Annotated in this window: 14 protein-coding genes and 1 riboswitch; all 14 genes read right to left on the reverse strand. The window is 44.9% G+C overall.

The window, feature by feature from the left end; genetic code table 11:
* Positions 1 to 2: 2 nt before the first annotated feature.
* Entirely contained in the window at positions 3 to 206 is a 204-nt protein-coding gene (gene thiS / locus G9G53_RS07795) for a sulfur carrier protein ThiS (protein ID WP_029517436.1), read from the reverse strand.
* Positions 203 to 1,351 (reverse strand): glycine oxidase ThiO, encoded by a 1,149-nt coding sequence (thiO, locus tag G9G53_RS07800; RefSeq protein WP_165146623.1) that lies wholly within the window; start codon positions 1,349 to 1,351, stop codon positions 203 to 205. Before thiO ends, thiS begins: the two co-directional genes overlap by 4 nt.
* 64 nt (positions 1,352 to 1,415) lie before the next feature.
* Entirely contained in the window at positions 1,416 to 2,009 is a 594-nt protein-coding gene (locus G9G53_RS07805; protein WP_029517434.1) for a thiamine phosphate synthase, read from the reverse strand.
* Positions 2,010 to 2,273: 264 nt separating this feature from the next.
* Positions 2,274 to 2,382: riboswitch (TPP riboswitch) on the reverse strand.
* Between the two features lie 94 nt (positions 2,383 to 2,476).
* Entirely contained in the window at positions 2,477 to 4,030 is a 1,554-nt protein-coding gene (locus G9G53_RS07810; protein WP_029517433.1) for an ABC-F family ATP-binding cassette domain-containing protein, read from the reverse strand.
* A 184-nt stretch (positions 4,031 to 4,214) separates the two neighbouring features.
* Positions 4,215 to 5,204: a hypothetical protein gene (locus G9G53_RS07815; RefSeq protein WP_165146626.1), complete on the reverse strand. Its 990-nt coding sequence runs from the start codon at positions 5,202 to 5,204 to the stop codon at positions 4,215 to 4,217.
* Positions 5,191 to 5,745 (reverse strand): hypothetical protein, encoded by a 555-nt coding sequence (locus tag G9G53_RS07820; RefSeq protein WP_165146629.1) that lies wholly within the window; start codon positions 5,743 to 5,745, stop codon positions 5,191 to 5,193. Before G9G53_RS07820 ends, G9G53_RS07815 begins: the two co-directional genes overlap by 14 nt.
* A 1-nt stretch (position 5,746) precedes the next feature.
* Positions 5,747 to 6,142 carry a hypothetical protein gene (locus G9G53_RS07825; protein ID WP_165146632.1) on the reverse strand — a complete coding sequence of 132 codons (396 nt, stop codon included), beginning with the start codon at positions 6,140 to 6,142 and terminating at the stop codon, positions 5,747 to 5,749.
* Between the two features lie 40 nt (positions 6,143 to 6,182).
* A complete protein-coding gene (locus G9G53_RS07830) occupies positions 6,183 to 6,662 on the reverse strand; it encodes a hypothetical protein (protein WP_023988985.1) in 480 nt (159 codons plus the stop codon).
* A gap of 51 nt (positions 6,663 to 6,713) precedes the next feature.
* Entirely contained in the window at positions 6,714 to 8,798 is a 2,085-nt protein-coding gene (locus G9G53_RS07835) for a hypothetical protein (protein ID WP_165146635.1), read from the reverse strand.
* A complete protein-coding gene (locus G9G53_RS07840; RefSeq protein WP_165146654.1) occupies positions 8,788 to 10,623 on the reverse strand; it encodes an ATPase, T2SS/T4P/T4SS family in 1,836 nt (611 codons plus the stop codon). Before G9G53_RS07840 ends, G9G53_RS07835 begins: the two co-directional genes overlap by 11 nt.
* Positions 10,624 to 11,481, reverse strand: a complete 858-nt coding sequence (locus G9G53_RS07845; protein ID WP_165146657.1) for a hypothetical protein — start codon at positions 11,479 to 11,481, stop codon at positions 10,624 to 10,626.
* Positions 11,478 to 12,191 carry a hypothetical protein gene (locus G9G53_RS07850; protein ID WP_165146660.1) on the reverse strand — a complete coding sequence of 238 codons (714 nt, stop codon included), beginning with the start codon at positions 12,189 to 12,191 and terminating at the stop codon, positions 11,478 to 11,480. Before G9G53_RS07850 ends, G9G53_RS07845 begins: the two co-directional genes overlap by 4 nt.
* A gap of 22 nt (positions 12,192 to 12,213) precedes the next feature.
* Positions 12,214 to 13,200 (reverse strand): SAF domain-containing protein, encoded by a 987-nt coding sequence (locus G9G53_RS07855; RefSeq protein WP_165146663.1) that lies wholly within the window; start codon positions 13,198 to 13,200, stop codon positions 12,214 to 12,216.
* Between the two features lie 42 nt (positions 13,201 to 13,242).
* Positions 13,243 to 14,736, reverse strand: coding sequence for a serine/threonine-protein kinase (locus tag G9G53_RS07860; RefSeq protein WP_165147153.1), 1,494 nt, complete (start codon positions 14,734 to 14,736; stop codon positions 13,243 to 13,245).
* Between the last annotated feature and the right edge of the window lie 161 nt (positions 14,737 to 14,897).

A 14,897-nucleotide genomic window follows, 5' to 3' on the forward strand; every position in this document is an offset into this window, starting at 1 on the left:
AATCAACCGCCTCCCACAAAATGTACAATCTCTAGGCAATCTCCATCTTTCAGTACCGCTTCATCATGATCTTCACGGGTCAATATATGCCGATTCAGCTCCACCACTACGGTTTTCACCTTTACATCAAGCTCATGTAGCAATTGATTCACATGAGTGATTCGATTAGAAAAGGTCAGGCTCTGGCCGTTAATCGTCAGCTTCATAAGCTTTTCTCCTTGAGGAGCTCAGAAGAAAAACTACTTATCCCAAGTTCTGCTGCACAAGCCCCATTAAGCATAGCTGCCATCGCACGCCCGGTAGCATCACTCAGCAGGACACCGTTGCGATAATGCCCGACTGCAGCATATACGCCCTCGACCCCAGGAACAATGCCTATAAAAGGATGACCTGATACAGCCTGCGGACGTAAGCCCGCCCAAGCACGTATAAAAGAAGCTTCACGGACGCGCGGCAGCCAGGCAGAGGCACGTGCCAGCAACCCCTCCAAGCCTCCTACGGTTACTTCTTCGTCATATTGATGCGAAAGGCTCGTTGCCCCAATCCAAAGCTCGTTATTCTGTTTAGGCACGAGGTAAATATCATCAGCATAAATGGTGTATTCTAACGGGTGATCCTTCAAGGAGACCGCTACCGCTTCGCCCTTGACCGGATAAAGTGGATATTCAAACCCAACCTGCGCTAGCAATTTCATGCTATCCAAGCCTCCGGCAATAATGACCTGATCGCAGGAAAAAAAACCACTATCTGTACGGACACCGCAAATTCGACCATCCTGTATGACCAGTTGCTCTGCCTGTGTACCAGACCATACCGTTGCTCCCAGCACCGCAGCAGCACCTGCATAAGCACGGCAAAGCTGGACAGGAGCCACTTGTGTCTCCTTTGAACGATATATTGCCCCGATCGCTTGTTCATCCAAACCTGGAATTCGTCGGGCCAATTCTTTCGCATCCCACCAGATAGGACAATCACCCTCTCGCGTTTTAGCAGCTTTCCAGCGTTTTTGGCCTTCAGTCTCCGTACGGAAAGGGGTCACAAACCCTTCAGTACGGAATTCCACCGAAATACCTGACAAACGCTCTAGATCACAGACAAGCTCAGGGAATGCATCTCGACTTATGCGAGCAAATCGTGATAGCTCAGAGCCGGTGAACTCTTCACTTTCCGCTGCCAGCATTCCAACCGCTGCTCCTGAGGCTCCCTCACCCGGGATCAATCGTTCCAGCATAATCGTACTTCTTCCCTCCTTGGCCACATGATAAGCAATGGAACTGCCGATGACACCTCCACCTATGACCAAGCATTCAGCGTGTCCAATCACTCTTTCCTCTGTGTGTATCTTTAGCATTTGTTCCGTATCTCCTCTCCATAAACCCTTCTGCTTTCAGCTTGCCTCTACTCTCGTTTTCTCGCTACAGGCTGTGAACTACAAGGTCTGCCATTCGCCTATACTCCATTGCAGCTGCAACGGGCGACTCAGCCTCCCATATACCAGACATCACCGCAATTCCGCTTGCTCCGGCCCTATAAAGCTCCGGGATATGATGCGGTTGTATGCCGCCTAGCGCAATCACCGGAATGTTCGACAGCCTGCAAATATGTTCAAGCTGAGCTAAACCCCGCGGTACAATACCGGGCTTACAATGGGTCTCATATACGTGACCATAAAGTACATAGTCCGCTCCTGCCCGCTCAGCAATTTGCATCTCCTCCAAGGAATGTACAGACACTCCACAGCGTGTACCCTTTGGAAGTAGGCTTTTCACATCCACAACAGGTAATCCATTAGCTGGTAATTGAACGGCTCCAACCAAAGTAAGTAAAGCTACATCCACACGATCATTTACTACAATTTGTTGCAAAGGAACTTCCTGCTCCACCAGGCTGCGAGTCAAAGAAAGCAATGCAGAGGCACCATTCTGTTTTAAACGTGCGTGTACATAATGAACATACGGACAAATCACAGCAGCCACTTGGGCGGCTTGTGCAAAAGTGCCCTTTTCCATCGAAATTGCGTGTAATTCGATTTTGTCTTCACCTCACATTGGACTAAAGGATCTAAGCTTAGCCAGCCACGTCTACCAGCAGGAATGAAAGGGGATTATATGTGAATCGTCTACGGAAGCTCGAACTACTTAAAATGAACGAAACGCAAAAAAACCACTTCCCCAAGGAAGTGGTTTAACGAACGTCCAATAATCGAACGGACCATGAATCCGTATACGTGTATCGTCCCACGCACAAACAAAAATAAAGATGGTGTTGCCTTGTTTGTACGGCGCTCACTTCCCTACGCTGGCATAACCCAGATCAGGTGCAAAGGGTCCGAAATCCATTTATTCCGTCTCAGCCGCATGGGCGGCTCCCCTAGTGTGACTATTTTATTGTATAAGCTAAAGATAGCTTAGCATATTTTTCTAATTCTGCAAACCCCACTTCGTGTGAAATTTGATGGAACTGGATTTAGCTGATTTTAGTTAACTTTACTTGACCACTCTTCCACATTCCACGTTTTGGTTACCCAATCCTCGTAAAAGTCCGGTTCGTGAGATACAAGCAATACGGTCCCTTTGTATTCCTTCAAGGCACGTTTCAGCTCATCCTTTGCTTTAACATCCAAGTGGTTGGTAGGCTCATCGAACAGTACCCAGTTGCTTTCACGCATTAACAGTTTGCAAAGACGGACTTTAGCCTGTTCTCCACCACTGAGCGCAGATAGCGGACGCGTGATATGCTCATTTTTCAAACCGCAACGCGCCAAATGCGCTCGTACTTCATGCTGGTTCAAATGCGGAAATTCATTCCACACATCGTCAATCGGTGTAATTTTCTCGGCCTTTACTTCCTGCTCAAAATAAGCGGGCTGCAAAAAATCACCTTGATAAGTTTTTCCACTGATTGGCGGAATTTTTCCCAATATGGTTTTGAGCAATGTCGATTTACCGACACCATTGTAGCCGACAATTGCAATCTTTTCGCCACGTTCAATCGTCATGGACATTTTAGGCAAAAGGGCATGTGTATAACCAATCTCAAAATCAATACCCTCAAATACCGTCTTTCCGCTTGCACGTGCCTCTTTGAATTGAAAGGTTGGTTTTGCGGCTTCTTCAGGCTTATCAATACGTTCGATCCGATCAAGCTGCTTTTCACGGCTCTTTGCTCGGCCTGAGGTAGAGGCACGCGCTTTATTACGCTGAATAAAATCTTCCTGTTTCTTAATAAAATCCTGTTGCTTCTCATAAGCATCAATATGCTGGGCTTTGTTCAGATCCGCCATTTCGAGAAACTTTTCATAATTAGCTGAATAACGGGTCATCTTGGCAAATTCAAGATGGTAAATAACATTAACGACCTGGTTCATAAATTCAGTATCATGTGAAATAAGAATAAAAGCATAAGGATAATCCTTCAAATAGCGCGTAAGCCATTCAATATGCTCTACATCCAAATAGTTGGTAGGTTCATCCAGCAACAGGACGTTCGGCTTTTCCAACAGCAACTTAGCAAGAAGAACCTTTGTCCGTTGCCCGCCGCTAAGTGCGGATACATCCCGATCCAGTCCTATCGCCGACAGACCTAGTCCATTCGCCATCTCTTCAACCTTTACATCAATGAGGTAAAAATCCCCCATATCCAGTTGCTCCTGAATTTCACCCATCTGTTCCAGCAACACTTCCAACTCATCAGGAGAAGCATCCCCCATTTTGTCAGTAATCTGCATCATTTCCTTTTCCAATTCCAACAAAGGAAGAAAAGCATCCTTCAATACATCACGTACCGTTTTGCCCGGTGTCAGCTTGGTATGCTGATCCAGATAGCCGTAACGCACACGTGGAGTCCATTCCACTTTACCCTCATCCTTAAGCAATTTTCCAGTGAGAATGTTCATGAGTGTCGATTTACCAACACCGTTAGCTCCTACCAAACCTACACGTTCCCCCGCAAGCAATCGAAAGGAAACATTTTTAAATAATGCGCGGTCCCCAAAGTTGTGGGATACATTTTCTACAGTCAATAAACTCATAAGCTGTTTTTGGCTCCTTATTGTCATCGGCATTGCCGACTGTTCTTATTTCATATGCATTTCGTTTCTCTCAAAGCTTTATTGTAGCACATTCTGCAACCATATCGGAATATTGAAAACAGTGAATTTTAAGGTTTTTTGGTATGGATCTGCCTAAAAAAAGAAAAACCACCCATGAGGGTGATTATTTTAAGCCATTATAACATTTGTACTCAAAGTAACCCGCAGCTGCTGCAGATTTTTCATCCGTGAAACGTTCACTCGCTTTAAAGGGAGCTGGACATGAATCTCTATAAAAATACTTTATTCCAGTATCTGGTTCTATGCCACCGATAATGTCTTGCTTTCTAACGACTCTCCCACCACCAAATCCATAGTTATTGTAATACCTGTCTCCAACCGGAATGCCTTGGATAAACGCGATCAGCCCCACATCATCTACCGTGTTGTACCACTCCTCTTGCGGAATGATCGGTAGCGTGAACGAATAAGTTATGCCGTTACGTGCTGCTTTTTCGTTATGGACATTAATAATTCGCGCCAAGTTCTCTTGAACGCTGCGAACAATGGTGGAACGACGTATTTGCTCAAAAGTTTCTGAATTTTTCAGCAAAGATATAGCGGTCTGATCCTGAAGTTCCTTTTGAAAGCCCTCTACCCACCTGTGATTTCGAGCATCGTATGCGTGCACATAATTATCCAAGGTGAACCCCACACTGTTGCCTACTGAATCAACATAGGCATATGGCTTTTTTTCGCTCCATTTGTGGCCAATAGCAGCTTGTCCATGCTCGTCTGTATAGGCTTCTGAGGTGAACGCATAATAACCGTCATAATCCAGAATTACAATAGCCGGTATGTAATCCAATAATGCACGTTGTGCTACTATATCCCCATCAATGCCTACATTAAGAAAAAGGGTGTGCAGGAACGTGTTCAGCGCTGCTTCTTTATCTACCCGAAAAAACTTATCCGATCCGTATCCGGCCTCGCGTTCCTGACGTTCATTCTGTGAGAGCACAACCCCTGCATCCTGAACTGCGGTACGGAGAGCCGACGTATATTTCATTTCTAGCTGCTGCACTTCACGCTGATTCTGCACCCGTAAGTCACTAACTACACCAAAGGGCAAAAACAAAAGTATAAATATGACCGCAAAATCAGTAATCCTCATTCAGAACCATGCCCCCGTAAGAAGCTGTAACTGCTGGCTTGCCGCTATCTGCCCCACCAAGAAGCCATGATTTGTACAAGTCCGCAGGAGTCCGATTCGTATTATGTACCCGGACCGTAAAATAATCCCCGGCCATCAAGGTATATCGACGCGTCTGATCTGATTTTGGCTGCTGATTGTCAGGAAACAGTACAGGAAAAATTTGCGAATTATAGTACCCATCATATACAGCTTCATAATTGCCCAGAAAACTGTCTGGCTTCGCGGCATCTGCATAGTCCGGTACATACTTTTTGTGCATATGCTCCAAGTCAACTTCGTACGTATTGCCTGTCAATTCCAGATCACGCATAAAATCGTTATACATCGTCGGTGTAATGTAACCCTTGGTTCTTACCATATCAACAAAACGTACAGTTGCATGATATGTATTTAACCCGGATATATCATCCTGCCGTTCAGCAGCTTGAGCTGCGGGTACGATGTACAAAAGCAATACAGCGAGCAGCGCCCCCAACAGCTTCGATATTGTTTGAACCACTTCAGTCTTCCCCCAATTTCTCAAAACGTACAGATGTTATGTCCCCATTCCCATTACGCTGGGGGTACATGGAATATAATGAGGAAGCATCCAGGGTCGATACATCAGGCTCAAACGGTTCAGAAAATACATCATACTCTGTCCCGTCGACTTGAATCGAAATCCCCTCCTGTAAGTTCATGCGAATTGCCTGTATGACCTGAGTTCCTTTAATCCGCTCCGGCAACCCCACCCCAGCAGTATGGGCTATTCGCCCTTCAGAATGCTCCTCTTGCTGTGATCTTAATTCCAGTGCACCATCCAGCTGCCTGGACAAGTCTGCTGCCGTTACACATGCGGTTATGAACAGAATAACTGACACACCAAGCCGCAGCATACTTGAAGCGTGATCAGACATACTCTCATCCCCTTTATGATTATTATCTCTGCTGTAGTGCTTAGGACTGGGTAAACAACAACCCACGTACCACGTTCGATTTGTCTTTGACGATTTCAGCTTTAAATTTACCACTCGGATTTACGTATTCATTCTCTTTCTCATTAAGTGTATTCGTGATTTTCCCTGTCTTATCACTGCCACCATTCACGGCGCCATACTGTTCACTGTCTGGGCTAATGTTCAGAGCATTACCGTACCACTGGCCTGCCATATTTTTGCCGGTTTTAATCTGAATGCCGAATTGGTCCTTCCCCTGAAACTTCCGCAGCGCATTGGTCACCTGGGAACCGCTAATCGTTGTGCCGTCATATACCGTAAAAGAGGCTTGAGACAATTCGGTCTGAATATCAGCAAAATTGTTTTGTGCCGTTTTAGTCGCCTCCTGGGCTGAAATAAATAGTATAACTACAATCGTAATTAGAGCGATGGTCAAAAATATCCCAGCGGCTACCTTTAAAGCTGTTGATGCGTTATTCATTTATTTTTCTCTCCTAGCTTGTTATTTTGTATTAGTCATAGGTTAACTTTCTTACTGAATTTTTTGTATTTGTTCATAATAGTTATCCATCTGAACAAAGCTCATGCCGATCAACGGAATCACCAAATATAAAAAGATAAGACCATACATCGGGGCAAAACCAATCATCCTTCCCCAGATAGCCTTACTGTCTATTATTTTTTCATACTCCTGTTTTCTTTGTTCGAAATAGTAGGACATATGGGATTCCAAATCATCAAAGGCCTCTCGAATCGTAATTTTACCTAAAGACAAATGAAGCTTATCCACGAGACGTTGAAATTCCGGCAAAGGCGCTTCTTCTTTTAGCAAGTCGAGAGCTGCCTCTGGCCCATGTTCATAATGAAGCAAACATTTTTGCAGAGGTCTTTTGAATATAACTGAAAATCTGTTCAGCCACTCCAATATTTCCTCGACAGACATTCGTTCCATAACCCGTAAAATGGAAATAACTGTTTGAAATTGATACACCTCATGCCTCATATCCAACCGACGCATTTTTCGTTGCAAATATAATAAAAGCATAGGCATTTGATAGGCTGCGTACCCAACAATCAAACTAATCAGCACTTCCCACCACTTGATGTATTCATCATTCCAATCTTTTAGCTTTTGGAGGATACGCCAAGTATTTGTGGATAACTGTTCAGGAGTAGCAGTTCCATTAGCATTATGCTCTAAAGCAGCGTACATCTGTTCGTATGTGCTGTTTGACCTCATGTTCAGCGAATGCATGATTTTGCGATCAATCTCACTCTGCTTCAAAGCTTCTTTTTGCTCCACCGGACTTAAACGTCCAAACATTTGACCCGATTGCACTGGTGCGTGAAGGATATGCGTTTTCTCAGCTTCATGTAAAAAAAATATCGTACTGATACTGAGCACCAATCCTATAATACAAAGAGCCATTCTGCGTATGTAGAGCCACTCCAGCCTAATCTCCGCACCACTTTCCTTTAATAAGCGGGTTATTTGAAAATAAGAAGACATATGCTGTCGCGGAATTAAAGAATCCACCACATTACGAATGATAGGAAAACGGTATAGCTTCTGCTCCCAAACCCTCCGTCCTCTACCCGCACGATATCCTGTCTCGTCGGTCTGTTGTAGCTTCTGTAACAGGAAATAAGATACGATTATCACAATATAAACGGATAATTTTGTGATATAACCCAATTTTCCCTGATAAAACTCATCCATGGAGGGAAAGCTGGACCTCGCCCATGTCTCGATTGGGGTGGTAAAGAAAACTGGTGCTAGTGCGATCACGTTTAGACTTTTTAACAGATAGTCCAGTTTATTTCTTCGCAGCAACTCCAACTGGATTTCGCGTGCGAGACTGCCGAGCCCCTTCAAGTAAATGGAGCCACCCTCCTCAACCCGATCACCAAACTCCATTACCATATACGAGATACCGGCAAAAGCTTTTAAAAATCGATTAGGAGCCGATTCATAGTATCTTTCCAATGCTTCGTGCGGATCAACATCTGTTAGCGCCTCATGGATGAGTCGTGCGTGTCTCCCGGCCTCTGCCTCCGCCAAATCGGCCGCTTCGGATATAGCTTCCTCCACCATACCGTGCTGATGGTAATAGTGACGCACATTGGCGAATAATTCGATCATCTGTGCAAGTAGCCTTTTTTCCATCCGGCTAATGGCCATATCCAAAATAAGACTGTTGATTACCACTCCGCATAAAACGGCTAATATAGCAAACTCTATTCCTGGCTTCATCATGACCAGCACAACACCACTGCAAGCAAAAGCTCCCCAGATGAACAGTGTCATCTTCATCGTCTGTAGGCGAAGCTTGTACTCATCGTAGGCATGCTGACCAGCTAGTCGCTTACGTATACTCATGATGTATCCGGACAAGAAAGGGACCTTCATACACAGCGTGTACAACTTATGCAGTAAGGCTTGCAGCTCACGTTGCAGTACCGCTTTTCCCTTGCGCCCTTCCTTCACAGAATAAATTCGTCCTCTGCGAACTGCATGACTACTGCGCTTACGCAACCCCCATAAAGCTATATATAGAAGCGTAAAGCCCCCACCTGATATAAGTAAAATCCATAATAAAATTTCTTTAAGACTCATAGTCTTCCTCCCAATAGCGGGTCAAAAAACTGCGGAAATCTCTGGCATCATTTACATTCATCTGCTCATACATTTCTTGTACACTTTTGGCTGTTAAGGGCTCCATCGGTATATAGCTTCCGTTCCGATATTCCATAACGTGGCGATAACTGTAGCTCGTTGAAGCATTGGAGCCTGCATCCGTATGATCTGGGTCACGCGGCACACATTCTGTGATCCGTTCGATGTAGCGTCGCCCTTCCGCATCACGTTTGAGATGCACATCAAAGTTAATGACATGAACTACCTGTTCCTCAGCAATGCCTTCATGCTGAAATACTCCTGTTTTGAGCAATGAATTACGAAGTGAAAACACGAGATCACGAAATGTTTTGGCATGATGAGTAAAAATGGTGAACAGACTGGCAACCTGCGACATTTGAATCATCCAAGCAGCTACTTCATCACTTGCTACTTCGCCTAGTATATTGACGGTTCCATCTGTTTTTTTCTGTAAGTCAAGCCCTTGTTGTCCTGAAATATGATCCGTTTCTCGAAAGCTAAGAATATTACGGCGACTGTAGATGCTGCGTAGATGCAGTTCAAAAGCCATTTCCTGAACGCGAAGCGTATACGAAGCATAAATGTGCTTGACCATCGCCATTAACAACGTCGTCTTACCTGAGCCCTGCGCGCCTGTGATAGCAGTAATCCGGCTGCCTTTCATTAAATAAGAAAGTAGCTGGATTGGAAAATCAGCATTTTGTCCCTTAATTAACTGTTCCAGCGATGCGCTTTGAATATCAAATTTACGGACAAAGAAAGCCCACGATTCTGAGAAAGGAGGTCGTACCACCACTACCCGTGACCCATCCTTCATTTCATTGACCTTATAACCATTTGCTTCGGAAAGCTGTCCCGGGTAATTGTATTTGTAAATATTTTGGCACACCCTTTTAAGTTCACGCTCAGATCCGAAGGAAAGGAATGAAAGATGGATCGTTTTACCTTTATAAAAAATCCATACGCTCTCATAACTATTGGCAGTAGGCATAGTTGTTTGTTCAAATACATACCCATCGGAAGGCCAGTCTGATGATGCAGGAATCCCACCTTCCGGCATACCACTGACGCCCCCACTTACACCGTCGATCCGCTGGTCACGAATATCATCAATGACGGAAAAACCTTTATAATGCTGATAAATCCGCTGGACAATAATATCCACCTTCTCCAAAAAGGAAAGGGGCCGGTACTCACAATCATAGATATAACGAATGTCCTCTGCGGTAACGAGATAACTTCCATCTTCTTCACCTTGCTGTGAATATCTCATTTCGGCCAAGTCATAAGTATCCAGTAAACGTGATAGTGCATCAGCGCCAAACTTCTGCTGGTATTGGTAAAATATAATTTCGAATTGATCCTGTATGCTAAACAACTCAGGTCTGGAGAATGGCATAACAGTATCGACGATTTTCTCGTTCAAGCCGTAACCGTGAATCAGAAGCTCAGCCATCAGATTTTTAACAAAACGTTTATCTCCACTGCTACCATTGGCACAGTCCTTTAATGCCCTGCGTAGTTCCGCCCTTTGATGGATACGCCGTCTATATTCCTCTTCATGCAATCCGGCATCCGCCATCTGGCTATGACTTAGTTCATGAAGTGCATTTTTGATATACTCTATTAATGTTTCGAATGTGGCATCTTCATTCTTTTTTTCTACTCGAAGGGTTGAATGTCGCGAGTGAAAATTCCCTCGATATTTAACAATAATCAGTACGATGCACATCAATACTATACAGGTAAGAATCAATCCGTTGATCATTTGAGCGGACAGCATTTAAGCGCCCCTCTCCAAAGCCTTGAGCCGAAGATCGGACTCTGCCGCCTCCAGAATAGCTTTGCTGATATGACGTATACTCTGCGCCCATCCTACAGTCATAAAAAGCTTGCGAGGCTGCCCTTTTCCACTTCGTACCTCACGCTGCACATGGCCGATCACATCCCTGCGGTTCCATGCGTCCATAAATCCGGTGTTATAAGGGACTGTATACAGAGCACCTTTGTAGCCATATCTCCTGCGAATATTCGCTTCATTCACTTGAGAATGCACATCATATTTTCCAAGTACTATTAATAAGGGTAACGATGAGTAGGTAGATAACGGAGACACGGATTCAAAATAAGCGTCTAACTCTCGCATATTCTGAGTGAGTGAAAGAACAGCCAGTTTGGCTCGTGCACATGCTTCATGCTGTACAGCCCCCCATCCTGCTCCACTTCCTGCATCAATTAGCGTTAAATCATAATATTGGTTCGCTGTATCTATTACTGCCCGTACAAGCCCTGGAGACAGTAACGGCGGTGCAGCTCCAAAGCTGGAGGTTCCCTCAAGTACATCCAAAGTATGTTCGAGTACAGGTGTCGTATAATTACGAATATTTTCTTTAGACAGTGTCCCTCGCAGAACTAAACGTGCGGCAGCATCCCAGCCCCCTTCCTGAAGCTGTAGGGTTGGATCATCCATACCATACTCTTGTATAGGTAATCCTGATTCAATACCAGTATGTCTACGACCCAAATGAGTCAATAATAGTCTTCCTCTATATAGATTGCCTATGGTAATTGCTATTGCTGCCGCCAAAGAGCTACTTCCACTAGCCCCCTTAATGGGGCTCCAAAACAAAATGGTACTCATGCTCTACTCCTTTCCGCACGCTTTAGCGCACGACGAATCACCTTTAATTCCCAACTCATCCATTCCCCAATACAACGGCATAGTTCTTTCTTATACATTCTGGATAGCGGTTTTAGTATTAGCTGTTTTTTATGCTCATTTTCCAGTTTCAGAGCAAGCAACCCCTCATCCCATGGCAGTATATATGGCTCTTGCTGCCAAGATGCCGGGAAATGATTCATGTATTCCCACAGATACGGCTCCTCCAGACCACAATCCACGGCCTGTAAAAATAGCTTGTGAAATACAAGATCTTTGGGGAATTCAGGTTGACTGAATAAATGCTGAAGCCAATTCTGTCCGTTATGCATTAGCATGCGGCTATAATCACTGACCCAAACTCGCAGTTCTGCCCTTTTCCAAACAGAAATTGGACAAAAATCAAGTAACTCTACATCTAAAATAACAATGTCATAAACCTGCTCTGCCTTCTGATCAGCCCTCATACCTATATGCAGGTCTTCCCATGCTGTAAATCCAATTGCTACATCAAAACCACTAAACTGCGTAATGGGAAGTGGTTTGTCAAGCATCCCTATGCTATACAGATACCGTCCCCGCAGCGTAGCATCTACAAGCAGTACTCGTTGGCCAGAAGCTGCTAATATGCTGCTGATGTATAACAAGGTATCGCTTTTGTCACAAAGCCCGGCAAATATCCATGTTTTCATACTTCCGTTCCTTTTCTCTCATTTATTTGGCATACGGGTCAGAGCTTCCACCCTGCGTCAGAATCTTTGTTTGTTCTTGATGATCCTGCTCATTCTCATATTCATTTCTTGTAACATCAATCCCGCTTGTTGGGTTTTCTATAGTAGCACCCGCATGTTGAGCTGCAATTTCCTCACTCAGACTTCTTTCCACGGGTGTTGAAATTACACTGTTTGATGAATTAATTGCATTTTCAAGGGAACCCCGCAGCTGCTTAGACAGCTTTTGTTCAGCAATGTGTATCAAATTCGGATCACTATTCATTAACGCTAATACCTGCGCATTAGGCGGATAGGTCGGGATTGCCTTGGGCTGAAATTGGGGATCCACATATGTCAGAGCATAAATGGATGCTTTATGCAGGTAGGCATCAACAATCGCGCTCGAAAGCGATAATATTTCCTGCTCATTCAAAGTGACCCAGACAATTGGACCTTCCAGTCGGGAAATCTTCTTTTTGGATAATAGAATGTAATCCTGACCTGTTGGAAATTGTATGCGGATATCTACTTCGTCCCCCGACTTTAGACTGTTGGGTAGTACCACCACCTTTAGCTCACGGTTGCGTAAATCTTTAGGTGTGGGTTCATCAGCAGTAATCATAGACGATGTAAGCACAGATCCTTTTTTAAGCTCAATCTTGGCTGTGGTTCCGGAAACTTCACTTTTATTTGCCAGCAAATTTGATGGAGCCTGAGAACCGGGAACTTTAATTCCCTTCAAATCATTAGATGCAATCTGTTCACCTGGAGAAATATCACGGACAACCGCCCAGCCTTTTTTCGCGGTTCGTTGCTCTTGTTCATACACTTTCCATTTCAGTTCTGCCTCTACCTCAGCCTGTTTCCTGACCTCATTCATTTGATGGATATTAACCATAAGGTAGCCGGCAAAGATAATGCCAACAATCCCAGCGCCAATGCAACCGGCATACAGTTTTTGTTTACTGCTCTTTCTTAGCTTGGACACACAACTTCTCCCCTGCCTCTTTTTGATATATACTTTTTCTATTTAGCGCCGTCGCTTAAGGAATGCGAAGCGTCTTCTCCGGGTGTCTGGAATAACTCCGCGAAACAGCTCGTCCAGCACCTGATCCATCTCATCATCCCGTTCGAAGGGGTCTGAGTGGAACGGTAGAGCAAATACTTTATCGTGATCCAGCTCCTTACGAAGCCTGCGAACCGCCTCCGAAGTTGCCAATGGCAAGCAGTAATTCCATTTGTGCTGTGGGTGGCGCTGAAGAGATCGGGCTAGCCCTGCTATATCCTGAACCCTCCATTCGGCCCCTGAGCCAACGACGAGCGGATAATCGGCTCTCAAGAATTCTTCCAGACGTTCATTATCCTGCCCACTCCCCAGGTCCAGTACGATAAATCTGTAAGAACCACCCAACAAAGAAATGACATCCGCACGCGATGTTTGTCGCCAGTAATGTACTCCATCGACTTCAAAACGCCGACTTGAACTCATTTGTCCAACGGATGTGCCTTCTACGACTTCTTGAAGTCGGGCAAATGCTTTGGCTGTGCTGTGCAGCTCAACCAAAGCTACGGAGCGGGATCTTCGAGCCAGATAGTGGCTCACCGTAATTGCTGTATGCGTAGCACCGGAGCCGGCAGATACACCCAGTACAGCCACTACCCTTGTGCCTGCATAATCCATTGAGGCATCATTAACGGATATTTCTTGTTGAGCAGGTTGAAAATCAGCACTGCGACGCAGTTCTCCAATGACCTCCCCGGCGGATTGAAATCGTTCCTCAGGATTCTGACGCAGCAGTTTTCGAATTACTGGAATCAAATGACGAGACAATTCCCCGCGTATATATCCTTCTACTCCCGCAGTCCACTCGCTATATTTGCCTCCTGTACAGAGATACAATAGTAGCGCTCCCAAACTGTATAAGTCTGAACGAGCATCCGTCTGACCTGCTCCATATTGCTCCGGGGCAGCGAAGCCCACTGTGCCCAGCTTTACCGTATCTTGATCCAGCTCAGCCTTGTAGCTCCTCGCTATTCCAAAATCAATCAGTATAAATTCCATTTCCGGTGTCAGCATAATATTCGTTGGTTTCAGATCCCGGTAAATGACTGGTGGTTGACGGGTATGCAAATAATCCAACACATCCAGTACCTGCAAAGCGAATGGGACGATTTGCTCCTGTGGAATATAGCCTTGGTAGCCCTTCATATATGCTTCCAGCGTAATTCCTTCGATGTAATCCATAACCAGGTATACCGCTCCAGATGGGGGATGCTCAAAAAAATCAACAATTCTTGGTAAACGTGGATGGCTTAGTGAAATCAGCATCTCTGCCTCCGTGCGTACAAGCTTCATCACTTGTGGCTCGGCAACCGACTCCTTCACTGCCCATTGCTTGCCTGGCAGTTTTAAATCCTCTGCCATGAACACGCGGCTCATTCCTCCCGAACCCAATGTGCGCACAATACGGTAACGTTCACCAACAATTGATCCGAATTCCAACTGTGATGGTTGCTTCATTATTCTCCTACCTCCTTTCTTAAGCAGACAACGCAAAAAAGGGAAAGCTGCCGCAAAATCAAATTTCCATGTCGCCATGAAAACCGTTTTCGCGGGATGCTTTCCCTTGATTTAAACATCATTATTATTTTTAAGGAACAATTTGGATTTATTATATAGCACAC

The organism is Paenibacillus sp. EKM206P (assembly GCF_011066155.1).
Classification (GTDB): domain Bacteria; phylum Bacillota; class Bacilli; order Paenibacillales; family Paenibacillaceae; genus Paenibacillus; species Paenibacillus polymyxa_D.